Here is a 24,075-nt window from a genome sequence, read left to right on the forward strand (position 1 = left end):
TTGAACTCTGCTGTAAACCGATTACGTTGTTCCACCAAACACCTCCTCGGGGATTGCCCCCTTTCATGGGTGTCCGAAATATCGGGGGTGGTTCAGTCTGTCTCCGATTTCTCTTCATGTCGCCCGTGCAAAGGATCACGCGTTGCGCCTCGCCGCGCGGGCAAGCAGAAACACCCCAGCGGCAATCAGGTAGTGCCCTAACTGGGCGGCATGAATAGAGAGTTTTTGCCCAAGGGGCAGGCATTGGTAAAAGGTCTTTTCCAACCAGCAGCCACCTTCTCCAAAAGGCTGGTCAATAAACGTCACGTACAGAGCGGCTTGCAGATGGAGGATAAAACCCGCTACCAGCAGTGCCGCTACGGTCTTGTTGCCAGTGAAAAACAGGTGCCCGGCTGCGCCAATGCAAGCAGCCATGCCCAGATAGCTAAAGAACATTTCCAGCGTAGATTCCATCGATCGTCCCTGATGTCTGATGAAGCGGCTTTTCGTGAGGGTATATGAGAAATGGGGACAGATCTGTCCCCATTTCGCTCTAATTTTCTCGCACAGACAGGAGATAATCTTTAGCTTGCCAACATCCGAGCTCAGATGACCTGTTCATCATCTCTATAATTTTAGAAGTCGACTCCAAAACGATGGGGTTTTGCACTAATAGCAGCGCCGAGTAGTAAATTGCCAATGGCCACTCCGACTTTGTCGCTTCATCAAGCCACTGTAATTCCAATATAGAATCTTTTTTCTGTCCACAATGTCCATGCGCGTAAATTCGCGAAAGATGAAACTGCGCCTCCGCTTCCCCTTTCTTCGCTAGTTCTAAAAATAGTGAGAATGCACGAGAACTATCAATTTTCACACCGTCGCCAAATTGTAATATGTAAGCAAGCTTAAGCTGGTGTGCAGAAAGCCCAGTGGCAGCCTTGGCTTCAATACTCTGAATGTACATTTTTCTATATCGAGCGGACTGAAATTTATTTTTTCTGGTTCCGTCTCCGTCACGATAAATTAATGACAAGTAGAGGAAAGCCTCTTCGGAATCATGTTCCGCCAGCTTTAGGAACTGCGTGATAGCCGCCCCCATATTATTATTCTCGTAATCATTAATCGCTAAACTAAGATTTTCTTGGTCAATGGTAGACACCTGCAGGATTTTTTTATTTTGATTAGTCACATACGTCTCCAAGTGAATTCCCGTAACCGTTTCATGGGCCTCCTTCGCGATGAACGTTCAAACGGCTGCAAACGGCCCAGAGTGTGTAAAAACGCTGAGCCAAAATCGAAGTGCCCGCGTCTACGTGAAATCTGAAGTTTATCGGTGGGGCAGCGATGTGGATTTCGCGTAGAAACGCATTTTTAGCCCGACTTTTGGCCTTTGGTGCGCTTGAAAACGTTTTTACACAGCCTCGGCCAGAAGCGGACGGTCGTAATGGGCAGTCTTCGGCCTGAAATTCCGGGGCGATGCTGCACCTACGGAGATCAAAAACTAAATGTGGTGAGATCTTTTCAGGCGCTAAATCCCTAGCGGTGATGATTTCTTCACGATATAGCGCCCCACACATTGAATTACATGATGTACAGATAACCATCATGCTCAATAACACTGCTAGCAAAGTAGTGGGTTTCGTTTTTATAAAACACTCGGCCACCGACTAACGAATAAAGTGCGGTGAAATACTGCACCATATTGATGACGTAGTTGCCTCGTGGCGAGGAGTTACAGTCGCCGTAGATATATGGCGCGATGCCATCCATATGGAAGCCAACGTATAGGCAGTTTCCGGCCTCCTCGGCGAACATTAAACCTTTCGCCAGCTCCAGCGGTGCTTTCTGTTGTTCCGACCAATCGGGGAACTGTGCCGTCTCGTCACCGCCTTGCCATTTAAGGCGCTCGTTGGTGAAAAAGGTGGCAAGGCGCTGGAAGTCTTTTTCTTCCGCTTTTACGTAGCGCTGCAGCTCTCGCAGCCAGGCGGTGCGCACGAGTTTTTCTTTGATCCGGACTTTCAGAAGCATGCCTTCGCTGGTGATGTGGTTGGCGAAGAAGTAGCCCCAGTGGTCGGCCTCGGCCTTGGTTTTCTGATGGGCTTTGAGCAGTGCAAGCGCACTGTCGGCGTCTTCGTCGAAATGGCGCAGCACCGGTTTGGTCATGCCTACCCACCATTGGAGCTTGGCTTCACGAGCATCTTCTTCCGGGTCTGAGCCGCCTTCCCAGGCCACATAGGTGCTCCAGTAGCTACCGCCATCGCTGGAAGCGTACACGGCGATCATATTTTCACTGGTTGCCAACCCCCAGAACGCCAATCCCGGCAAGCCGCCTAGCCAGTCCAACAGGGCTTCTGCTTCGTCCCCCTGGATATGCAGCCCGTACAATCCTTTGCCGACCTTCACCTGTTGCACGTTGAGGTCGGTAAAAACGGCGGGTTGTGGATGGCCCCGGTCGCCGGCGAACGTTGCTTCCAACCCGCGTAAAAACTCGGCGGTAAACGTGCCGTTCAACCCTTTAAGCAACAGCGCGAGCTGGTCGTTATCGGACTTCAAGACGATATTGAGCGATGACTCGGACATGGGGATTCCTAGTGCTGGCGGGGTTGAGGGTACGTTGTGAAAAAAAGACCGGGGCGCGCTGCAAAGAGGGCAAGGCCTGGGCAAGAAGGCCCGGCCAGTATGTGATCCATCACAATACAGCTCCTGGTCAAAACGATGCTTCCTTCGAAGCGGGGGAATGGCCCGAGCAACGGGCTTACGACAAGCGCTTATCTTCAGGTTTGGCGGTAGCGAAATGCAACGGCTGGCGAAAATTTGAGCGCGAAAAAGGTCAAAGTTTTTTTCCTAGTCTAACCGTCCGCTTCTGGCCGATTTCAGCCCTTCACGACATACAACTTCCAGCCAAAAACACCGGCCCTACACTCGAGTCCTGCGCAGTATCACGACTTTCCAAACCCGGTGGGCCGCGTGCCGCTGTTACGCCCCCCCAGCCAGCAGCTACCATCGCCCCTCCGCCCAGCTATCGAGCGTTTCTTATGACCACCATTGCCCCCGTCGAACTGGCCAAGGCCTACCGTTTGCTTAACCACGGCCCGACCGTGTTGGTGTCGGCGCGGCATAACGGCGAAAGCAATGTGATGGCTGCTGCCTGGGCCTGCGCTCTGGATTTTATGCCGCCCAAGCTGACCGTGGTGGTGGACAAGATGACCCGCACCCGCGCGCTGCTGGAGGGCAGTGGCGAGTTTGTGATTCAGGTGCCGACCGCCGCCCAGGCGCAACTCACCTATACGGTCGGCACTCGCAGCCTGGCTGAGCAGCCAGACAAGCTCGCCCAGGCGGGCGTCGAGCTGCTTGAGTTTGCGGGGTATGACTTGCCGTTTGTGGCTGGTTGTTCGGCCTGGCTGGCCTGTCGGCTGATTCCCGAGCCGCATAACCAGCAGACGTACGATCTGTTTATTGCCGAGGTGGTCGGTGCCTGGGCCGATACCCGCGCCTTCGCCGATGGCCACTGGCAGTTCGAGAACGCCGAGCCCAGCTGGCGCAGTCTGCATTATGTGGCGGGCGGGCAGTTCTATCTGACCGGCGATGCGCTGACGGTCAAGGTCGACGCTTAGGCGTCCGCCACTACCACTTTGAGCCCCAGGCGGCGGTAGTCTTCGATGTCGCCGGAGGGCACCCGGGCCTCGGTGAACAGCATATGCACGCGGTTGCAGGGGGCGATGACAAAGGGTTCGACAGCGCCCAGCTTGTCGGCAGTGGTCACCGCAATCACCTGGGACGCGCTGTCGAGCAAGGCCTGTTTCAACTCCACTTCTTCGAAGCGCGGCGAGGTCAGGCCGATCTCCGGGTGCAGGGCGCAGACGCCGGTGAACAACAGGTCGGCCTTGACGCTGCGAATCAGTTCCAGCGCCTCGCGACCGTTGCTGGCCATGGTCGCCGGGTTGAGCTGGCCGCCGGCCAGAATCACGCTGACGCCGGCGTATTCAGCCAAGGCCACGGCGGTCATGGGCGAGGCGGTGACGGCGGTCAGGCGGATATCCAGGGGCAGTGAACGGGCGATATGCAGCGGCGTGGTGCCGGAGTCGAAGATCACCACCTGACCGTTCTGCACCTGCTGCGCAGCCAGTTGCGCGAGGTGGCGTTTCATCTCGTCGGTTTCGTTAAGACGGGCGAAGTAGTCTTTGCCGGAATCCTTGGGCCGTGGCAGCGCGCCGCCGTGCACGCGCTGCACCAGGCCGGCACCGGCCAGCTCGGCGAGGTCGCGGCGGATGGTGTCTTCCGACACCTCGAAATGCGCACTCAGCTCACTGGCGAGCACACGGCCGTCGCGCTCGAGCATAAGCAGAATCTTCTGCCGGCGGACCTGGGGCAGATCGGTGACCACATGATGGTTGTGCATGGTTATGCCTGGCTATGCGGGTTTGTTCGTGTTTGTGCGAGAGTAGCCAGGCCGACCGGCAAACACAAGACGCCGTTTTGCCGTGATCACAACAGCTCTTGTAGACTCCCGCAGCTTCACGGCCTGTGATTTGCGTCGAATGCCAGTTTCCCGCTTGATACGGCAACTCCTGAGTTTTCTGCTCCTGGCCCTCAGCCTGCAGGCCCTGCCCTCCTGGGCCGGCGAAGCCCTCGATGCGGCTGCCCTTAGCGACCAGCCGGTAACGCTGACGCCCTATATCGCCCTGCTCGAAGACCCTGAACACAGCCTGACCCTGGCCGATGTACAGCGCGCCGAAAACGCCAGCCGCTTCCAGACCGATCTGCCCGCCAGCAGTGCCTTGGGCCTGGGCTTTACCCGTTCGGCCTACTGGTTGCGCCTGCCACTGCGCAATACCAGCAGCAGCGCCGTGCAACGCCTGCTGGTGGTGGAAAACCCGCGGATCTCGCATATCCAGGTGTACCTGCCCGATGCCCAGGGCAATTACCAGAAGCTGGTCACCGGTTGCGATGTTCCGGCCAGCAGCAAGGTTTATCCCAACCGCAATTTCGTCTTCCCCATTGGCGTGCCGCCATCTAGCGAGCAGGTGATCTACCTGCGTATGGAATCCACCGTCGGCCTGTTGATTCCGTTGCAGCTATGGGCACCCCAGGCCTTTCATGCCCATGAGCGTGACGACTATGTGGGCCAGGCCTGGTACTTCGGTATCGCCACGGCGATGATTCTGTTCAACCTGATGCTCTGGGTGTCGCTGCGCGAGCGCATCTACCTGCTGTATGTGAGCTTCGCCAGCTGCACCTTCGCCACCCTGGCGATCAAGAACGGCCTGGCCCCGGATCTATTGCTGGGCAGCGTGCCGCTGAATTCGAACCTGGTGTATTACTCCGGCACCTCGCTGGCCCTGGCCGCCATGCTGCAATTTATGCGGCGCATGCTCGGCACCCAGCAGCTGCTGCCGCGTATCGACCGCCTGCTGGTGGCGATGGTGGCGCTGTATCTGCTTACGCCGCTGGCCTATGCCATGGCCCTGCCGCTGTTGTCCCGCGCGGCAATTCTGCTCAATCTGGCCACCGCTCTGGTGGTGGTTGGCGTTGGCATCAGCGCCGCGTGCAAACGCCAACGCAGCGCGTATTTCTTTCTCGCTGCGTTCGCCCTGTTGATGCTCGGCGGTGCCATGACGTCGCTGCGCGCCATGGGCCTGGTGCCGACCAACCTGTTTACCGTGGATGGCATTCAGCTCGGTTCGGCGCTGGAAATGCTCTTGCTGGCCTTCGCCCTCGCCGACCGCTACAACCTGATGCGTCGGGAAAAGGCGCGGGTCCGCGAACAGCTGCTGCAAGCCCAGCAGCGCCTGGTGCACAGCCTGCAAAACTCCGAGCGCGAGCTGGAACACCGGGTGGCGCAGCGCACCGCAGAGCTGCAGGTGCTCAATAGCCAACTGGAAGCCCTGAGCCTCACCGACGCCCTCACCGGCATCGCCAACCGCCGCCACTTCGACGAGGTGCTGGAGCAGGAATGGGCCCGGGCGAAACGCATCGGCTCGCCCCTGGCCCTGGCAATTCTCGATGTGGATTGGTTCAAGCTCTACAACGACCACTATGGCCACCCGGCCGGCGACGCCTGTTTACGCCAGGTCGCGCAGACCCTGGCGGCCAGCGTGTGCCGCGCCAGCGATCTGGTGGCCCGCTATGGCGGTGAAGAGTTTGTGTTCCTCGCGCCGATGACCGATGCCGCCGGCGCTCAGGCCATGGCGCGCAAGGTGCTGCAGGCGGTGGCCGAGCTGGCCCTGCCCCATGACTTCTCACCCTTGGGCCATGTCAGCGTCAGCGTTGGCGTGGTCAGTCTGCTACCCAGCGCCGACAGCACCCCGCAGGCATTGCTGCAGCATGCCGACGCGGCGCTTTACCAAGCGAAAAAACAGGGGCGAAATCGCGTCGCCCAGGACTGATCCAGCCCGGCGTACTGTCAGCGAATTTTTCCCGGCGTCAGCATTTTGCTGATCTACGCTGTTCGTAATGAACAGAGCAGCGGCCGGCCGAATAGAGCCTTACCGCTGCCCCAGAACCGCGTACTAAGGAATAGTTGATGTCCGGGTCGAGCAAGAAAATGAGCCTGATGGGCTTAACCACCTTGGTGGCGGTAAATATGATGGGTTCGGGCATCATTATGCTGCCCACTAATATGGCGCAGTTGGGGGCCGTGTCGTTGCTGTCGTGGATCATCACGGCGGTGGGCTCGATGGCGATTGCCTACTGTTTTGCCCAATGCGGTATCTACTGCACGCGCGCGGGCGGCATGTCGGCCTACACCGCCGAAGCCCATGGCCGCTCGGCCTTCTTTCTTTGTTCGTTTCTGTATTTTCTCTCGCTGGCCATCGCCAATATTGCCGTGGCCATTTCCGCAGTGGGTTATCTGACTGCCTTCGTGCCCTGGTTCGGCAGCGGTTCACTGCCGCTGTTCGTCGGTACTGTGGGGTTGATCTGGCTGACCATCGTGGCCAACTTCGGCGGCCCACGGGTGACCGGGCGGATCGGCGCGATCAGCGTCTGGGGGGTGATCATTCCGGTGGCGGGCCTTAGCGTGATCGGCTGGTTCTGGTTCCAGCCCAGCGTGCTGATCGATGCCTGGAACCCCAGGGGCCTGCCGATTTCGGAGGCCATTTCCAACAGCATTCCCCTGACTCTCTGGGCCTTTCTCGGCATGGAATCGGCCGCGCAGAACTCCGATGCCGTGGAAGACCCCAAGCGCAACGTGCCCCTGGCCTGCCTGCTCGGCACCCTCGGCGCGGCGGTGGTGTACGTGCTGTCGACCACGGTGATCCAGGGCATCGTGCCGAATGCCGAACTGGCCAATTCCTCGGCACCCTTTGCCCTGGTGTATGCCCATATGTTCAATCCCATCGTGGGCAACACCATCATGGCGCTGGCGGTGGTGGCCTGTATCGGCTCGCTGCTGGGCTGGCAGTTCACCCTGGCGCAAACCGCCAAGGTCACCGCCGACGAGGATATGTTTCCGGCGCTGTTCTCCAAGGTCAGCGCGGCGAATGCGCCGATCCTCGGCATGCTGGCCTGCGGTGCCCTGCAAACCCTGATGGCGATCTCCACCATTTCTCCCGACGCCAGCGCGCAGTTCGGCAAGCTGGTGAACCTGGCGGCGGTGACCAACCTGATTCCCTTTGTCACCGCGCTGTCCGGCCTGCTGGTGATCATGTACCGCGCCAAGGTCAGCCCGCCGCTGTACCAGCGCAATGTGATGATTCTGCTGGTGGCCATGGCCTATTCGTTTTATGCCCTGTATGCCTGTGGCAAGGACGCCATGTTCGGCGGTGCCATCGTGCTGCTGATCGGTTACCTGCTGTATGGCTCGATGGCCAAACGTCTGGCCGCGCGCCTCGCGGTCACCCCGGCACCGGAGGCGTAATGATGAACGCCCATTTGCGCCTGGTCCTGATCGGCCTGTTAAGCACCCTGCCCGCCCTGGCCAGCGCCGATACCCTGGAGCGCATCCGCAGCAGCCAGACCCTGACGTTGGGCTACCTGCCCGATTTCGCGCCGTTCAGCAGTGATGGCAGCGGCGGCAAGCCTGAAGGTTATGCCATCGAACTGTGCAACCAGGTCGCCGACTATCTGCACCACGAGCCGGGCCTGAGCGGTGTGCAGGTGCAGTTCAAACCGGTGACCCGCGCCGAAAGCGTTAGCGCCGTCAGCAGCGGCGCTATCGACCTGCTGTGTACACCGACCCCGCAAACCCTGGAACGGCGCAAGAGCGTCGGTTTCTCGATTCCGGTGTATACCGCCGGCCTGGCCGTGGTGGTGCGCCAGAACGCTGCCGACGATCTGGTGCGGGTACTCAATGGCGAGACCGCCCACCAGGGGCCGACGTGGCGCGCCACCATCAATCGCGGCATCGCCCGAAACACCTTCGCCACCACCGCCGGCGGCGTCACCGAAGCCTGGATTCATCAGCAGGTGAACCGCCTGGGCGTGGTGGTCAACCTGATCACCGTGCAAAACGACGCCGACGGCGTACGCCAGGTGGCCCAAGGCAAGGCCGATGCCTTCTTTTCCGAGCGTATGCTGCTCAAGCACTACCTGAGCAAAGACCCTCAGGGCAGCGAGTTGCAGGTACTCAACCGGATTTTCGACTACAGCCCCACGGCCATGGCCCTGGCACGCAACAGCGATGACTTCCATCTGTTGGTGGACAGCGCCCTTAGCGCGCTGTATCGCAGCGGCGAAATCGACCAGGCCTACAGCCGTTACTTCGGCCCGCCGGACAAGACTCTGCAAGAATTGCACAAGGTTTATGCGCTTCCCTGAGCGCCCCGATCATTCATATGAGGAGCCCGTTCCATGCTTGACTACTTCGCCTTGGGGATCTTGATCTTCGTAGGCATCGTGCTGTTCTACGGCATCATCGCCCTGCACGACATCCCCTACGAAATCGCCAAACACCGCAACCATCCCCATCAGGACGCCATTCACGCCACCGGCTGGGTCAGCCTGTTCACCCTGCATGTGCTGTGGCCCTTCCTGTGGATCTGGGCGACGTTGTACCGCGAGGATCGCGGCTGGGGTTTCAGCGATAACCAGGCGCCACGCGACCATGTGCTGCGTCTGGAACAACAGGTGCTCGATCTGCAGCAACGCCTGACCGTTCTCGAAACCGGTACGGCGGCTGTCGCCCCGGCATCGGCCGAGACGCCGCTGCCGCCGCTTGCCGATAACGACAAGGAGCTCTGAACATGGACCTGTTACTGATCCTCACCTACGCCGCGTTCTGTGTGGCGGTGTTCAAGCTCTTCCGCATTCCGTTGAACAAATGGACAGTGCCCACCGCCGTGCTGGGCGGCATCGTGCTGATCGGCGCGCTGATCTTCACCATGAACTACAACCACCCCTACTCCGAAGTGGCGCGCGCCTACTTCGTATCAACGCCGGTGGTGCCGGCGGTCAGCGGCCTGGTGGTCGAGGTGCCGGTAAAGGGCAACACGCCGCTGAAAAAAGGTGATGTGCTGTTTCGCATCGACCCCACGCCCTTCAGCAACAAGGTGAAATCGATCAAGGCGCAACTGGTCTCGGCCCGCGCGGATCTGTTCCGCGCCAGCGAGCTGGTGAAACGCAACGTCGGTAATCGCCGTGATGAAGACATCGCCACCGCTCGGGTGGACGACCTGCAGGCGCAACTGAACATCGCCCAGTTCGAGCTGGACAACACCACCGTGCGTGCCCCCGGCGATGGCATGGTGGTACATGTGTCACTGCGCCCCGGGATGATGGCCACGCGCTTGCCGCTGCGCCCCTCCATGGTGTTTATCCCCGCTGAAACCCAATACTTCACCGCCTGGATGCGGCAGAACAGCCAACTGCGCTTGCAGCTTGGCGATGAAGCCGAAGTGGCCTTCGATGGTATTCCCGGCGAGGTGTTCCAGGGCAAGGTGAGCAACGTGCTGCCGGTGATTGGTGAAGGACAGGTGCAGCCTTCCGGCACCCTGATCAGCTACACCGGCTCACCGCCGGCCGGGCGTGTGCCGGTGGTAATCGAGATCACCGACCCGAAATTCGAGCCCTATCGCGCCCTGATGCCAGGTGGTGCCTATGGTCAGGCGGCGATCTACAGCGAGCACTTTCACCATGTCGCCATCATGCGCAAGATTTTGCTGCGCATGGCCTCCTGGATGAACTACATCTTCCCGTTCCATTGACCTTGAACTGGTAAGCCGAGCGAAGAGAAAACCTGCAACAGCAGTGTTTTCTCTTCGCCCTGCCGGTGCTCTGCCTGCATGTTTCAGCAGGCCAAGGTTTGGCAATACCGGTGCCCTGCGCACAGAGGAAGGCGACATGCTCGCGTTGTTACCCGACTGGATACGCCACTATCAGCGCCGCTGGCTGGCCCTGGACCTGGTTGCTGGTCTGACCGCCGGTGCGGTGGTCATTCCCAAAGCGCTGGCGTACGCCACCATTGCTGGCCTGCCGGTGCAGGTGGGGCTGTATACGGTGTTTGTGCCGATGCTGATCTATGCCTGGTTCGGCAGTTCGCGGCCATTGAGCGTGAGTACCACCACCACCCTGGCGATACTCACCGCCACCGCCCTCAGCCAGATGCAGGGCACGCCGGTCAACCTGGCCACGGCAGCCGCCACCCTGATGGTGCTGGTTGGGCTGATTCTGGTGCTGGCAGGCTTGCTGCGCCTGGGCTTTGTCGCCAACTTTATTTCCGAGCCGGTGCTGGTGGGCTTTAAAGCCGGTATTGGCGTGGTCATCGTGCTGGACCAATTGCCCAAACTGTTGGGCATCCATATTCACAAAGGCAGCTTTCTGCATAACCTGCAGGCCACCGTTGCCGGCATCCCCCAGGCGTCACTGGCAACCGTGGCGTTGGCCCTGGTGATGATCGCGGTGCTGGTGGCCTTGAGGCGTTTCACCCCTCGCCTGCCAGCGCCCTTGGTGGTGGTGGCATTGGGCATTGGCTGCATCGGCCTTCTGGGTTTCGAGCGCTTTGGCATTGCCACGGTCGGCGCGATTCCTTCCGGGCTGCCCCAACTGACCTGGCCAGACTGGCCGCTGGTGCTGCAGCTATGGCCGGCGGCCATGGGTATCGCGCTGATGAGCTTTACCGAAACCATCGCCGCCGCCAGGGCATTTGCCCAAAGTGATGAGCCCAGCCTGCAGCCCAACCGCGAGTTGCTGGCCACCGGCCTGGCCAATCTCGGCGGGGCTTTTTTCGGGGCCATGCCGGCCGGCGGCGGCACCACGCAAACCGCCGTCAACCGCCTGGCCGGTGCCCACTCGCAACTGGCGGGATTGATCACCGCGCTGCTGGCCCTGGCTGCCCTGTTGTTATTGGGCCCGGTGATCGGCCTGATGCCCGAGGCCACCCTGGCCGCCGTGGTGATTGTCTATTCCATGGGGCTGATTCAACCGAGCGAATTCCGCGACATTCTCAAGGTGCGCAAAACCGAGTTCATCTGGGCCCTGGTGGCGTTTCTGGGGGTTATGCTGCTGGGCACCTTGCAGGGCATTCTGGTGGCCATCGTGGTGTCGCTACTGGCCCTGGCCTACCAGGTTTCCGACCCGCCGGTGCATGTCCTGCGACGTAAACCCCATACCAATGTCTTTCGCCCCCAGGCGGACGCTCACCCCAATGACGAGGCGTTTCCCGGCTTGCTGATGCTGCGGCCAGAGGGCCGCCTGTTCTTCGCCAACGCCGAGCGGGTCGGGCAGAAGATTGTGCCGTTGATAGCCGCCGCCAACCCCAAGGTGGTGGTGCTGGATCTGAGCCGGGTGTTCGATGTGGAATACACCGCGCTGCGGATGCTCACCGACTTCGAACGCCGCCAGCAGGAAAAAGGCATCAGCGTCTGGCTGGCGGGGCTGAATCCCAGCGTTTCGGCGATGTTGATCCCCTCGCCCCTGGGCCAGACCCTGGGCCCGCAACGGCTGTTCTACAACCTCGAACAGGTAATTGTGCGCTACGCCCCAAGCCCCTCCGAGGCCGTGCCGCCGGCTTGAGATCAATCCATCTGTTCGCGCAGGGCCTGCGCCTTGCTGCGATAGAACGCTGCCGAGGCGGCATTGCCGGCCTGCTCGAAACGCTGCGCCGCTGCATCTGCCGCCTGCGCGGCGGCTTCGAAGGCATCGAGTACGGATTGCCGGTCATCACTGCTGCGCACTCGCCCTGCCTCGAACTGCCCCGGCATAAAACCCTGCTTCGGCACCTCGATCACTCCGATGGCCAGCTCGCCCTGCTCGGCGCGGCCAAAGAACAAACGGTTCACCACGGTGCCTTGCTGCTCTTTGAGCACACCCAAACCATCGGCCTGCTCGCCGGCACACTCGCCGTCCCAACGCGCCGAGCCATTGGCCCAGTCTGGCGGCGGGGTGGCCACGGAACAGGCAATAGCCGGTTGGCAGACGCCAGCCAGCGCCACCGCTAGAACACAGAAGGCTGAACGAGCCAGGGGGAAAAAGAACATCACGAAGCTCCCTGCAGGACGGGGCGGCGAGCATAACGCAGACAGGCAAAAGCCAGACAGCCCCAGTGCCGATGCTGTACTAAACCAAAGGCTAGGAAAAATTCTTGAAACCTCTGCGCAATTTCCTAGGTCATAGCCCTCAATGGGAGCGCCGTGCCACGGCGCTCCAGCATCGTGACCCACCGGAGAAGGCTCATGCTGATACTCACCCGCCGCGTTGGCGAAACTCTGCAGATTGGTCCTGATATCTCGGTGACCGTGGTCGAGGTCAATGGCAACCAGGTGCGCATCGGTATTGCCGCGCCGAAGAGCGTGGCGATCATGCGCGACGACGCCAAGAAACGACAACCCGCCGTCGCCCCCGCGTAGGGCTGTATCGCCATGCCGCGCCGCATCCTGCATGACGGGCCCGCCGATTTCATCCTGTGCTTTGCCCAGGGTTCCATTGAGCTGAGCCAGCCCACGGTGATCCGTGAGGAGCGCCTGGGCCTGTATTCCGTGGCGTCCGCCAATCCAGTCTTCCCCAGCGGTGCCAACTACGTGATCGTGCGGTTTGCCGGCGAGCAACTCTCCGGCAATGTCACGCAGCAGGCCAAGACCACCCTGTTTTTCTCTTGAGGATTTTTCTCTTGAACGCTTCAGGCCCCGATCACGCCACCGTCCAGGCGGGTGATCATCAGGGTGCTGGAGCGTGGCCGGGTTTTGCCGTCGCTGGCCGGGAAGCTGATGCCGGGATGCTGGATATTGGCCCACATTGTCTTGCCATCCGGGCTCCAGGCCAGGCCGGTGATTTCGCACCCGCGCGGCCCGACCAGAAAGCGCCGCACTTCGCGGCTGGACGGATCGGCGCAGAGCAGCTGGTTGCAGCCCATGTTCTGCATGGCCGGGTCGACGTCATCGTAGTCGGTCTGAATCCATAGCCGCCCGGCACTATCGAAAGCCAGGCCATCCGGTGAGGAGAGGATGTCGCCATTGATGGTGCCGGTGAGGTTCGCCGCCACCGGTTGGCCATCCTTGCCCTTGGTGCCTTGGGCCTCGCCGGCGAGCAGAAACAGCTCCCAGCTAAAGGCCAGCGCGGTCGGATTGGCACCCTGCTCGTTGAATCGCAGGATATGCCCGTGCAGGTTCTTTTCCCGCGGGTTGGCCTTGTCCAGCGCCTGTTTGCTGCCGCGCCCATCGTTGTTGGTCAGGGTGACGTACACCTCGCGGGTGCGTGGGTGCACGGCCGCCCATTCGGGACGGTCCATCGGCGTGGCACCGGCCTTGTCGGCAGCCGCGCGGGCATTGACCAGCACCTCGGCCTGGCTGGCAAAACCGTGTTCCGCGGTCAGGCCGTTTTCGCCATGCACCAGCGCCAGCCACTGGCCCTTGCCGTCGGCATTGAGCTTGGCGGCATACAGGGTGCCGCTGTCGAGCAGGTCGCGGCTGGCCTTGGGATTGGCGGCGTCGTGCTTGCCGGCCGGGACAAATTTATAAATGTATTCGCCCTTGGCATCGTCGCCGGAATAGAACGCCATCTTGCCGTCCTCGCCCAGGCTCAGCGCCGCACACTCACGGCTGAAGCGGCCAAAGGCAGTGCGTTTGATCGGCTGCGCCTGGGGGTCGAAGGGATCGATCTCCACCACCCAGCCAAACCGGTTCGGTTCATTTACATGGCCGCCGTGGGGCTGGCTGGCATCCGGGGTGGCATCGAAACGCGGGTCGGCGCTTTCCCAGGCGTAGTTTTTACTGGTGCCGCTGCTGGCCAAGCCGTACCGCTTGTGGGAAACCCGTTGGGCGAAATCGGCCTGATCGCGGTTGATGAAATAGTTCGGCCAGTTCTCTTCGCAGGTCAGAAAGGTGCCCCAGGGTGTGACCCCGGTGGCGCAGTTATTCAAGGTGCCGAGCACTTCCAGGCCGCGCGGGTCGCTGGCGGTCTGCATCAGGGCATGACCGGCCAGAGGCCCGGCCAGGCGCATCGGGGTGAGCATGCTGATGCGCCGGTTATAGGGCGAATCGAACACCCGCTGCCATTGCCCGTCGCTGCCTTTTTTCACCTCGATCACCGACACGCCATGGGCCGCCTGCTCTTTGCGCACTTCGGCCAGCGGCCGTGGCTGGCTCTGGTCGATGGTGCTGGAGGGGTGCAGATGGGGGTTGATGTATTCGTGGTTCATCACCAACAGGCCGCGCTCGGTTTCACCTGCGAAGGCGAAAAAATCCATGCCATCGTGGTTGTCGCCGGCCTGCTTCAGCTGCGCTTGCCAGTCATCACTGGCGTCGGGGTTCCAGGCCGGTGCGCCGGCTTCCACCGGGTCGCCCCAGGAGAAAAATGGCACCGCCCGATACCCTTCGGCCACCAGCACGCGGTCGAAGTTGGGGTCGAGCTGCACCGGCACGCCCTTGAAGTTCAGCAGGGGGCTTGCGCCGAGTTTGCTACAGGCGCTGATGCCGCCGAAAAAGCCCAGAATCGCCACGCTCAGCCCGCCCTTCAGCACATTGCGCCGGCTCGGGTTGAGCAGCTCGGCCAGGCTCGGGTTACTGCTGGGGTTGATGGCGATATCGTCGTGGCTTTCCAGACGCTGATGAAACTGCTGGTGATCGTGGCTCATGCTCAGGCTCGCGAAATAAAGGAGCGGTCCGCGCGGCGGACCTACTCGATTCGATAATGAAAGGTGTTTTTTACATTGGCCACGCTGACTGCCTGGCCATCGACAATCCGTGGCTGATAACGAAAGGTGCGCGCCGCCGCCAACGACGGCCGCACCAGCAGCGGATGGCACTGGCCCAGCACTTGCGGGTTATCCACCCGACCCTGGGGCGTAACGGTGTAGGTCACCGTGCAATCGCCTTCGATACCTTTTTCCAGCGCCTTGTCCGGGTATTCCGGGGCCTCTTTGCTCACCGGCAGATAAGGCCGGCTTTCGGCGGCCAGGGCTTCGGCGGCGGCGCGTGCCTTGGCCTGCGCTGCAGCGACCGCCTGTTGCTGGCGCTGCTGTTCGATCTGACGCTGCTGATCGGCCTGGCGTTGCTGCTCGGCCTGTTGCTGCTCCTGCACGCGTTTACGGGCCAGGGCGGCGTGGTCGATTGTCGGCTTGGGTTTGGCCTCGACAGGTTTGCGCTCAAGGGGTTTGCCCGCCAGCGGTTCCGGCGGCGCAAGCTCCTGAGGCGGCACCGACGCAGCCACGACGGGCTCCGGCGCAGGCGCTTGTGGTGGCGCCAAAGTGATCAGTTGGGTGGTCAGGGTTTGAATCTGCGGCTCCGGCGGCGGGCTGGTGTGCCAATGGCTGACCAGCATGGCCAGCGCCAAGGCATGCAAGCCCACGGCGATACTCACCGCCAGGGCATGCCGCGACCCGGCGCGATCTGGCCAGGAAAAAGCAGCCATGGGCTGGGAAGCAGGCATCAGCGCAGCCCTCATTGCGGTGCCTCGGTGATCAGGCCGAGATTGCGCACGCCGCCCTTCTGCAACGCCGCCATCCCGGCCACCACCGTGGCGTAATCGGTGTTGTGATCGGCGCGGATATACACCTGGGTGTCGCCACGGGCGGCGATGATGGCGCCGACCTTCGCGGTCATCTCCTCCAGGCCCACCGCGCTGTCTTCCTGCTGCTGGCTATCGAACTCGGCACCGAGGTTCCAGTAGTAACCGCCATCGGCCTTTACCGAGAGGGTGAGGATCTGCTGCTGACTGTTGCTGGCCAGGGCTTGGGCAGCCACCTTGGGCAGCTCGATTTTCACCCCTTGGGTGAGCATCGGCGCGGTGACCATAAAGATCACCAGCAGCACCAGCATCACGTCGATATAGGGCACCACGTTCATTTCGGCCTTGGGCCCGTGCTTTCTCACTGGCTTGCGCATGGCGTCGTCCTCAGGCCGCTTGCGCAAGGCGCGTGGTGGCTTGCAGGGCGCGGTGCAGGCGGCCTTGCAGCTCGTTGCCAAAGCTGTAGAAGCGCGTACTGAGGGTTTCCACCCGCGCGGCAAAACGGTTGTAGGCAATCACCGCGGGAATCGCCGCAAACAGGCCGATGGCGGTGGCAATCAACGCCTCGGCAATACCCGGTGCCACGGTGCCAAGGGTGGCCTGCTGCACCTGCGACAAACCGATAAAGGAATTCATGATCCCCCACACGGTGCCGAACAGGCCGATATAGGGGCTTACCGAACCGACAGTGGCGAGAAAGGCCAGACCCTTTTCCAGGCGTTCCTGTTCTTCGCTGATGCTTACCAGCAGGCGACGCTCGACACCATCCACCACCGCCTCAGGGGTAATTTCCGGCTCGCGGCGCAGGTGGCTGTATTCGCTGAAACCCGCGTGGAAAATCCGCTGCAGGCAAGCCTCGTCGTCCAGTGCTTCAGTGCTTTCGCGGTACAGCTGGGCCAGGTCGTTGCTGTTGCGAAAACGCAGCTGGAATTGCTTCAGCAGGCGTTCGATCCGCCCCAGCAGCAGGCTGCGCTGCACAATCAGGTACCAGCTGACCAAGGAGGCCAACAGCAGAATCAGCATCACGCCCTTTACCAGCAGCGAGGCATCATTGATCAGGCTCCAGACGCTCATCTGTTCGAGTGTGCTGTGCATGGTTGCAGCTCCTAATTCATGGCCCCGTCTGCACGGGGCTTGTTGTACGGCTATTCGATTACCTGGCTGTTACCAACTGATGACAGCCGCTCAAGGCAAGCCCAGCGCCTTGGCCACATCGCGCCAGGGCACCAGCTTGAAGTTCTGCGTGCTCTCGGGCATGCGCTTGCGGCCGTCCTGCACCACCAGCAGGCCCTGGCTCCAGGGGCCGCCGAGGTTGGCACCGGTCACTTCCAGGCCATCGGTTTCCGAAGCACCGTCGATGCCCAGGGCACCATTGAGGCCAACGCGGAACGCGCCGTGCACGGCAAACGGCGGTTGCGCATCGAGCAGCACATAGCTGTCATTGCCCTGGCTGGACACCACCAGGTAATCGCCGTGGGCACCGTGGTACAGGCCCATGCCCTCGACATCGGCCTTGAGCACCTCGCCCACCTTGAGCACGCTGGTCAGTTCGCCGGAAGCATCCGGACGGGCATCCACCGTCCACACGCCGACGTCTTCCTCACCAATAAACAGGCGTTGCTGACGGTCATCGGCGACGCAACCTTCGGGCTGGCTTTCAACCTTGAAGCGGCGCACCTGCTGGCCCTGGATCTGCCCCTGCACATCGCTGAGGCGATACTGCAAAAAGGTGCCGTCCTTGCCGTTGGCAAAGGCATACAGCTCGCCAGAGGCCGGCTGAAACAGGCAGATGCCGTAGATTTCCGCCAGCGGCGTGCGCACTTCACCGGCCTCGCGCAGCTCGCCCGTGGCGCGGTCGATGGCAAACAGGCTGATGCTGTTGTTGTCGCGGTTGCTGGCCACCGCCAGGTCAATCGGCTTGCCGGCCAGGGTGAAACCGGCGCGTACATCGACATTGTTCAAACGCCCCACCGGCAGCTCTTGCAGCAGACGGCCGTCGAGGTCATAGGCCAGCAGGCCCTGCTTCTTGTTGGTACCCAGCACGCGGGACAGCTGCGGCTGAGTCGGGTGCAGCCAGATCGCCGGGTCATCGGCGGCATCCCCCTGGCGGCCGACCGGCTCGGTCTGGCGCAGCGCCGGTACATTGGGCAGACGCGGCGGCAGTGCCTGGGCAGTTGGCTTCCAGTTCAACTGGCCCTGATAGATGCGTTTCTGCTCACCGTCTTCGATCAGCAATTCCAGGCCATTGGCAGTGACCCGGGCGTCCAGCCGTTCGGGTTCCTGCAGAGCGTCCAGCGCCAAGCTGCCGACGTGCTGCCAGTGCTCGCCCTCCTGCTGGTACAGATTGAGCGTGGCGTTATCGCTATCCAGCGCCACCAGCCCACCCGGCACACCGACCATGGCCTGTGGGTTACCGGCCAGACCACCGAATGGCGCGCGCAGGTCCACCGGCACCCGGGCGACATCGGCTTCCGGTGCCGCAGAAAACGCCCAGAGGCCGACGCCCTCTTCATTCACATACAGGCGATTGGCCGCGTCATCGGCATGGCAATACTCGGCACCCGGAGGTGTCGGCAGGCCTCGCAGGCGCAGCGGTTGTTTATTCAGTTGCGCGCCGCTGCCCACCAGCCATTGCTCGCCCTTACCGTCTTCACCGAGCAAAAACAGATGCAGGTTGGCCGCTTCATCACGGTACAGGCACAGGCCGGATACGGCGTAATCGCGTGCCGGCAGCAACAGCGGTTTGGCCCACTGCCGGGTACCCGGGTCCAACAGCACCAGGGCCGCTTGCTGGGTGGCACCGTCCATGCTGGCCACCAGCACCTGGCGGCCCAGGGCGCGGCTGTCCAGGCCACTGTAATTGCCCGGCAAGCGGGCCAGTTCGGCACCATCGCCGCTTAACAGCAGCAGGCCGTTGCGTTCGCTGGCGGCCAGGCGCAGATCAGTGCCTTGCGCCACATCGGCGGGGAGAAAACGCACATCCTCGGCCTTCACATTTGCCGAAGCGCTCCACGGCGATAGCGTCAACGCGGGCTTGGCTTGGCCAGCTCCAGCTTGGCTAGAGCGCGGCAACACATCGCAGCCGGCCAGCAACAGGCCGGCCACCAGCACGGATCGGGTAAACAACGGGCTCATCAAATCGGTGTCCTTGTACAGAAAACGCACAGGCCACGCGCCCCACGCGGAGCGCGTGGGCGTGATCAGAAGTGGGTGAAGGTCAGGCCGAGCTTGTAGGTCGGGCCGTACTCTTCGTACTGACCGTTGTAAGAACCGCTGCCGGTGTACACGTAGTACGACTCGTCGGTGAGGTTCTGCGCCTCGAACGACAGCTGCAGGTTCTTGGTCAGGACGTAGCGCGCGGTGAAATCGACAAAGGTCTGGTCGTCCACATGCAGGTCGTGGGCCTTGTCGTCGATGGCCGCCACTTCGTAGAGGTAGTCGGATTTGTAGTTGGCCGACAGACGCAGGCTGAGCTTGTCGTTTTCCCAACCAAGCATCAGGTTGCCGACTCTATCGGACTGAAACGGCAGGTCGATATCGCGCTTCTGCCCCTGCCCTTCGATATGCGCATCGGAGCGGCTGAAGGTGGCGTTGGCGCCCATCAGCAGGCCATTCCAGGGTGCCGGCAGGCTGCTGAATTTCTGCTGCCAGGCCAGTTCGATGCCGTACAGATCGGCGCTGTCGCCGTTGGCAAAGGTGTTGGCTTCGTCGAAGTCGGCCCAGCGGCCGCTGCCGGCGAGGTCGGCGTTGTAGACGAAGTTGTCGATGTCTTTGTAAAACACAAAGGCCGAGACCACGCCGTCTTTGTTCAGGTAGTGCTCAATGCCTAAGTCGAAGTTGCTCGACTCCAGCGCATCGAGATCCGGGTTACCGAATTCGGCCTCGTCACCATCAATCACAAAACCCGGTGCCAGCTGCTCGAAGCTCGGCCGCACCACGGTGTTGGTCCAGGCGAAACGTACCTGGGTCTGTTTGTCGAGCTGGTAACGCACATGCAGGCCCGGCAGCCAGTGGTCGTATTTGTTGTCGGCGTTGCTGGCCACATAGTCGCCATCCTGAATACCGGTGCCCTTGGCTTTGAACTCGGTGCCTTCGTAACGCAGGCCGGCGATGATGCGCCAGGCATCCACATCCACGGTGTGCATCAGGTACGCGGCGTTGATGTCTTCACTCATGGTGAAGTCATTTACCCGCGACTGTTCCTCGTCGTAGAACGCGCTGCGGTCCAGGCGGCCGAGCAGGTTCTTGATCGAGCTGGCGCTGATGCCGGGGCCGAAGTTGTCCAGGCTGTAGTGCACGCTGCCTTTGGTGTACTGGGTCAGGGACAGCTCGTCATCGCTGATGCCGTAGTTATCGAAGTCTTCGTACACCCAGCTGTCGAGGTCGTTGTCTTTGTCGCGGCGGCTGAGCTTGCCGCCGAACTTAACCCGTGCGGCATTGCCGGCCCATTCGTAGTCGCGGGCGAAGTCGAGCTTGATGTTTTTCTCGGTGTCGGTGGTGTTCTGCTTTTCCCACTCCACGCTGTCCAGGGTGAAATTGGCCGGGTTGTAGAACTCGCTGCCGATATTCAGGCGCGGCTTGCTGGTGCTGCTGAAACCGCTATCGCTGAAATCATCATTGCCCTCGAAGGTGGCCGAGGCGATATGGCCGGGGCTGTCTTCGCTGGACTCACTCCAGCCGGCCTGGGCGTTGATGGTCCAGTTACCGCGCAGGTGTTCGCTGCCCAGCACATAGCTCTGGATTTCCTGGGTTTCTTCGCGGCTCTTCAGCTCGCGCCAGCCTTCGCTGTCGCCGCTTTCGCCGGCGGCCTGGGCGTCGGCAAATTCGACGCCAGCCGCATTGCGGGTTTCGTTGTCTTTGTAGCGGCTGAAGAGGGTGCGCAGGAAGTAGCTGTTGTAGTCGTCGGCCTGGTAATCGAAGTTCAAACCGGCGCCGGTGCGCTCGCGGGTGATGTCGTAATCGCGCTGCTCGAATTGTTCCAGCTTGGCCCCGTCTGCAAAGTCCCAGTCGCCGCCGGTTTCCACGTTGTCGGAACCGAAATCGCGCTGGCCCCAGCTCAGCGCAGCGGCGACGCCGAAGTTGTTGGTGCCATCGCCGATGCTGAAACGATCACTCACCGCACCTGAGACTTTCGGGCTGTTCTGCCCGGTGTTGTCATCGTGGCTGCCCTCGACGCTGCCGGTGTAGAACAGGCCTTTGTGGTCGAACGCCGACAGACTCTGTACTTCGATGGTGCCGCCGAGGGAGTTGGCGTCCATATCCGGGGTGAGGGTTTTGATCACGCTGAGCGACTGCACCAGTTCCGAGGGCAGTACGTCGAGGGCGACGGCACGGGTATCGCTGTTGGGCGAGGGAATCAGCGTGCCGTTGATGCTCACGCTGTTGAGGTCCGGCCCCAGGCCACGCACGCTGACAAAGCGGCCCTCGCCCTGGTCGCGCTCCACGCTTACGCCCGGCAAGCGCTGCGCGGCTTCGGCCACGTTCTCATCCGGCAGCTGGGCAACGCCGTCGGCACTCACCACACTTTTCACGGTGTCGGCCGTGCGCTGCTGTTTGATCGCCTTGTCCATGCTCACCGCCTGACCGACCACATTGACGTGCTCGGTATCGCCCTCGGCGACGACTTCAGGTGCAGGCTCGGCCGCCAACACGGCACTGGCGGCGATGGCCAGGGTCAGGGCGCTGAGGGCGTGGCCGGCACGTCGGGCCGGGCGGAATTTCAACGTCATCGGTAACTCCCCATGTGGTCGCAAACGCCAGGCTGGAACCCGGCAAGTGGAGCGCCACGCTAGGCAGCGGGCATGACGCTTCTGTGACAGCGCCCCGAGCAAACCCAGTAAAACCGCGGGTTTGGCCGTGTTATACAGGGTGAATGGGCTGAAATGACCTGGCGTTTGAAACCGCCAACCCACGCTTGACGGCATCCGCTGGCGGCCAGGCAAAAAAATCGCACGATTGCCTGAGCCCAATTGACCTCCCCCGCTGCAACCTCAGCGTCATAAAGCGCTGGTTAGCTGGGCGTCATTAGTGTGTCGCCCCTGATTTCCTGTAGGAGCGGCTTCAGCCGCGATGCCTTTGACGATCAAAAAGCATCGCCGCTAAAGCCGCTCCTACGCGATCTCCCTTTGCTCAGGAATCTCCATGTCCAACCTGTTGCACCACCACCGCCTGAAACTCACCGCCCTGTTCCTCGCCGCCAACCTCGGCCTGTTGCTGCACCTGGCCGCTGGCGACCTCAAGGCCGTGGCCGAGTGGGTGTGGCTGGACCTGGTAGGCGAAGGCGGCTCGGCCGTGCTGGCGCTGGTATGGCTGGGCCTGATTCTGAAAAGCCGGCCGGCCGGGCGGGTGACCAACCTGCTGGCCATCGGCTTGAGCTGTGTGTTCTTTTCCTGGTGGATCGACCTGCTCGACGAATTTATCCGTCTGCCCGATACCGTCACCTGGGACCACTGGCTGGAATCGGCACCGATGCCGGTGGGCCTGTTGTTTCTTACCTACGGCATGTACCACTGGCACCACGAGCAGTTGGCCATTTCCCAGCAAATGGAAAAACGCGAGCGGCTGTTTCGCGAGCACCGGCTGTTCGACAAGCTCACCCCACTGGGCGGTGCCGATTACCTGCGCAAACAGCTGGAACTCAGCCTGCAATACAGCGCCCGCGAGCAGCAGCCGCTGTCGTTGGTGGTGGTGGATATCAACAACTTCGACGGCATCAATCAGCGCTATGGCCATGACGAAGGCGACCGCGTGCTGCAGGCCATGACCCAATTGCTGCTGCTCAATCTGCGCCAGCAAGACCTGCTCTGCCGCCTGGCCGGCGACCGCTTTGTGGTGCTGCTGCCCAACACCGGCGAAACCCTCGCGGCGCAATTGGCCCGTGAGCTGACGGAGTCCCTGCGCCACCTGGCACACAAGTCGCGCCAGCATGGCGAACGCATTCAGCTGAGCGCCACGGTCGCCACGGTGATGGCCTTGCAGGAAAGCCCGGAAAGCCTGCTGCAACGCCTCAACCTGGCACTGGCCAAAGCCAAACGCCCGCTGGCCCTGAGCGCCTGAGGCGGCCATGACCCTGCCCTGCCCCTGGTACGAGTGCGACAGCCGCATCATCGCCGCGCACCAGCAACCCGCCACGCTGATCGAGCTGTGCCTGTCGCGCGGCATCGACAGCCATCGCCTGCTGCGCGGCACCGGCCTGTTTGTGGAAGACGTTCCCAAGGCCGACACCCTGATCAGCCCCGCGCAGTTCCTCACCCTGATCGACAACGCCCAGCGTCTGCTCGGTGCCGATGACTCCAGCTTTCTGTTCGGCCAACGCCTGCTGCCCGGCCACCACGGTGCCGCCAGCCAGGCCCTGGCCCTGGCCAACAACCTGCAACAGGCCCTGGAGCTGCTGAGTGAACTGCGCGCCCTGCTCTCGCCGCTGCTCAGCCCACGGCTGCTGCTGGATGACCAGCACGCCTACCTGTACTGGCTGGACAGCAGTGGCAGCGGCAGCCAGCAGGGCTTTCTGCTGGAAGCCAATATGACTGCGGTGGTGGCCATGAGCCGACGCCTGGGCGGCGAACACCTGCCCTGGCAATGTCACTTCCGCCAGGCACCGCCGCGCTACATCGAACAGTACTGGGTCAACCTCGGCGAAGACCTGCACTTCAACCGCCCCTACAACCTGCTGCGCCTGCCGCGTGCATACCTCACCCGGCCCTGGCCGCAAACCGTGCAAAGCACCGCCCAGGTCGCCTGCCAACAGGCCCGCCAGCAACTGCACGACCTCGGTGCGCAAGCCAGCCTGCTGGACACCCTGCAACGCTGGCTGTTTCGCCACGTCCGCCAGGCCCCCAACCTGGAACACGCCGCCGCGGCCTTCGCCATGAGCCCGGCCACCCTCAAACGCAAACTGCACAAACACGGCACCAGCTACCAGGAACAACACGACCAGATCCGCATGCTGGTGGCGCTGTACCTGTATCAGCTCAAGGGCTACAGCAACGACGAAGTGGCCAGCCATTTACGCTTCCACGACGCCACCAACTTTCGCCGCTCGTTTAAACGCTGGACCGGGTTGGCACCGAGTGCGTTGTTGGCTCTGCTACGTAGCTAGCGGTTTTCCGCTGCTGGCTTAGGCAGCGTCCTCCAGACGTCGATATTTATCTCCTTTTAAAGGTGAGCGCCGCTGTCATCACGGCTGCGGGCACGTTTGCACAGGGAGAACACGATGGAATC

General features: G+C 61.7%; 22 protein-coding genes. 11 read left to right on the forward strand and 11 right to left on the reverse strand.

The window, feature by feature from the left end; all coding sequences use genetic code 11:
• Positions 1 to 135: 135 nt before the first annotated feature.
• From ACVW0Y_RS21925 to ACVW0Y_RS21935, 3 genes are all read right to left on the reverse strand, one after another.
• Positions 136 to 453 carry a hypothetical protein gene (locus tag ACVW0Y_RS21925; protein WP_457441217.1) on the reverse strand — a complete coding sequence of 106 codons (318 nt, stop codon included), beginning with the start codon at positions 451 to 453 and terminating at the stop codon, positions 136 to 138.
• Positions 454 to 532: 79 nt separating this feature from the next.
• Complete coding sequence (locus tag ACVW0Y_RS21930; RefSeq protein WP_457441218.1) at positions 533 to 1,168, reverse strand: tetratricopeptide repeat protein; 636 nt, start codon at positions 1,166 to 1,168, stop codon at positions 533 to 535.
• Positions 1,169 to 1,560: 392 nt separating this feature from the next.
• Positions 1,561 to 2,559 carry a hypothetical protein gene (locus ACVW0Y_RS21935; protein ID WP_457441219.1) on the reverse strand — a complete coding sequence of 333 codons (999 nt, stop codon included), beginning with the start codon at positions 2,557 to 2,559 and terminating at the stop codon, positions 1,561 to 1,563.
• A 455-nt stretch (positions 2,560 to 3,014) separates the two neighbouring features.
• Here ACVW0Y_RS21935 and ACVW0Y_RS21940 point away from each other — a divergent pair, with 455 nt between their 5' ends.
• Positions 3,015 to 3,593 (forward strand): flavin reductase family protein, encoded by a 579-nt coding sequence (locus ACVW0Y_RS21940; RefSeq protein ID WP_457441220.1) that lies wholly within the window; start codon positions 3,015 to 3,017, stop codon positions 3,591 to 3,593.
• Here the strand turns inward: ACVW0Y_RS21940 and ACVW0Y_RS21945 are convergent.
• Positions 3,590 to 4,378, reverse strand: a complete 789-nt coding sequence (locus ACVW0Y_RS21945; RefSeq protein WP_457441221.1) for a DeoR/GlpR family DNA-binding transcription regulator — start codon at positions 4,376 to 4,378, stop codon at positions 3,590 to 3,592. The genes ACVW0Y_RS21940 and ACVW0Y_RS21945 overlap by 4 nt on opposite strands.
• Positions 4,379 to 4,517: 139 nt before the next feature.
• Between ACVW0Y_RS21945 and ACVW0Y_RS21950 the strand changes: the two genes are divergently transcribed.
• From ACVW0Y_RS21950 to ACVW0Y_RS21975, 6 genes are all read left to right on the forward strand, one after another.
• Positions 4,518 to 6,365 carry a sensor domain-containing diguanylate cyclase gene (locus ACVW0Y_RS21950; protein ID WP_457441222.1) on the forward strand — a complete coding sequence of 616 codons (1,848 nt, stop codon included), beginning with the start codon at positions 4,518 to 4,520 and terminating at the stop codon, positions 6,363 to 6,365.
• A 137-nt stretch (positions 6,366 to 6,502) separates the two neighbouring features.
• A complete protein-coding gene (gene potE / locus ACVW0Y_RS21955; protein ID WP_457441223.1) occupies positions 6,503 to 7,837 on the forward strand; it encodes a putrescine-ornithine antiporter in 1,335 nt (444 codons plus the stop codon).
• 2 nt (positions 7,838 to 7,839) lie between these two features.
• Entirely contained in the window at positions 7,840 to 8,736 is an 897-nt protein-coding gene (locus ACVW0Y_RS21960; RefSeq protein WP_457441224.1) for an amino acid ABC transporter substrate-binding protein, read from the forward strand.
• 33 nt (positions 8,737 to 8,769) lie between these two features.
• A complete protein-coding gene (locus ACVW0Y_RS21965) occupies positions 8,770 to 9,159 on the forward strand; it encodes a DUF3302 domain-containing protein (RefSeq protein ID WP_457441225.1) in 390 nt (129 codons plus the stop codon).
• A 2-nt stretch (positions 9,160 to 9,161) separates the two neighbouring features.
• Positions 9,162 to 10,121 (forward strand): HlyD family secretion protein, encoded by a 960-nt coding sequence (locus ACVW0Y_RS21970; protein ID WP_457441226.1) that lies wholly within the window; start codon positions 9,162 to 9,164, stop codon positions 10,119 to 10,121.
• Positions 10,122 to 10,257: 136 nt separating this feature from the next.
• A complete protein-coding gene (locus ACVW0Y_RS21975; RefSeq protein WP_457441227.1) occupies positions 10,258 to 11,928 on the forward strand; it encodes a SulP family inorganic anion transporter in 1,671 nt (556 codons plus the stop codon).
• A 2-nt stretch (positions 11,929 to 11,930) separates the two neighbouring features.
• Here ACVW0Y_RS21975 and ACVW0Y_RS21980 read toward each other — a convergent pair whose 3' ends face one another.
• Positions 11,931 to 12,392, reverse strand: coding sequence for a hypothetical protein (locus tag ACVW0Y_RS21980; RefSeq protein WP_457441228.1), 462 nt, complete (start codon positions 12,390 to 12,392; stop codon positions 11,931 to 11,933).
• A 195-nt stretch (positions 12,393 to 12,587) separates the two neighbouring features.
• On the opposite strand from ACVW0Y_RS21980, the gene csrA reads away from it, so the two are divergent.
• Positions 12,588 to 12,761, forward strand: a complete 174-nt coding sequence (gene csrA / locus ACVW0Y_RS21985) for a carbon storage regulator CsrA (protein ID WP_457441229.1) — start codon at positions 12,588 to 12,590, stop codon at positions 12,759 to 12,761.
• 12 nt (positions 12,762 to 12,773) lie between these two features.
• Positions 12,774 to 13,010, forward strand: coding sequence for a hypothetical protein (locus tag ACVW0Y_RS21990; RefSeq protein WP_457441230.1), 237 nt, complete (start codon positions 12,774 to 12,776; stop codon positions 13,008 to 13,010).
• 20 nt (positions 13,011 to 13,030) lie between these two features.
• Here ACVW0Y_RS21990 and ACVW0Y_RS21995 read toward each other — a convergent pair whose 3' ends face one another.
• The 6 genes from ACVW0Y_RS21995 to ACVW0Y_RS22020 all read right to left on the reverse strand — a co-directional run bounded on the left by ACVW0Y_RS21995 (position 13,031) and on the right by ACVW0Y_RS22020 (position 21,584).
• Positions 13,031 to 14,983, reverse strand: coding sequence for a PhoX family protein (locus ACVW0Y_RS21995; RefSeq protein ID WP_457441231.1), 1,953 nt, complete (start codon positions 14,981 to 14,983; stop codon positions 13,031 to 13,033).
• 41 nt (positions 14,984 to 15,024) lie between these two features.
• Entirely contained in the window at positions 15,025 to 15,777 is a 753-nt protein-coding gene (locus ACVW0Y_RS22000; protein ID WP_457441232.1) for a TonB family protein, read from the reverse strand.
• Between the two features lie 11 nt (positions 15,778 to 15,788).
• Positions 15,789 to 16,232 carry a protein TolR gene (gene tolR, locus ACVW0Y_RS22005; protein ID WP_457441233.1) on the reverse strand — a complete coding sequence of 148 codons (444 nt, stop codon included), beginning with the start codon at positions 16,230 to 16,232 and terminating at the stop codon, positions 15,789 to 15,791.
• A 10-nt stretch (positions 16,233 to 16,242) separates the two neighbouring features.
• Complete coding sequence (gene tolQ, locus ACVW0Y_RS22010) at positions 16,243 to 16,950, reverse strand: protein TolQ (RefSeq protein WP_457441234.1); 708 nt, start codon at positions 16,948 to 16,950, stop codon at positions 16,243 to 16,245.
• 90 nt (positions 16,951 to 17,040) lie between these two features.
• Positions 17,041 to 18,990 carry a phytase gene (locus tag ACVW0Y_RS22015; protein ID WP_457441235.1) on the reverse strand — a complete coding sequence of 650 codons (1,950 nt, stop codon included), beginning with the start codon at positions 18,988 to 18,990 and terminating at the stop codon, positions 17,041 to 17,043.
• Positions 18,991 to 19,055: 65 nt separating this feature from the next.
• Positions 19,056 to 21,584 carry a TonB-dependent receptor gene (locus ACVW0Y_RS22020; protein WP_457441236.1) on the reverse strand — a complete coding sequence of 843 codons (2,529 nt, stop codon included), beginning with the start codon at positions 21,582 to 21,584 and terminating at the stop codon, positions 19,056 to 19,058.
• A gap of 412 nt (positions 21,585 to 21,996) precedes the next feature.
• Between ACVW0Y_RS22020 and ACVW0Y_RS22025 the strand changes: the two genes are divergently transcribed.
• Together ACVW0Y_RS22025 and ACVW0Y_RS22030 are read left to right on the forward strand one after the other, a co-directional pair.
• The gene (locus ACVW0Y_RS22025) at positions 21,997 to 22,911 is read left to right on the forward strand and encodes a GGDEF domain-containing protein (protein ID WP_457441237.1); all 915 of its coding nucleotides are present in this window, start codon (positions 21,997 to 21,999) and stop codon (positions 22,909 to 22,911) included.
• 7 nt (positions 22,912 to 22,918) lie between these two features.
• Positions 22,919 to 23,953, forward strand: a complete 1,035-nt coding sequence (locus tag ACVW0Y_RS22030; RefSeq protein WP_457441238.1) for an AraC family transcriptional regulator ligand-binding domain-containing protein — start codon at positions 22,919 to 22,921, stop codon at positions 23,951 to 23,953.
• Positions 23,954 to 24,075 lie beyond the last annotated feature (122 nt).

The organism is Pseudomonas sp. TE3786, from assembly GCF_054057335.1.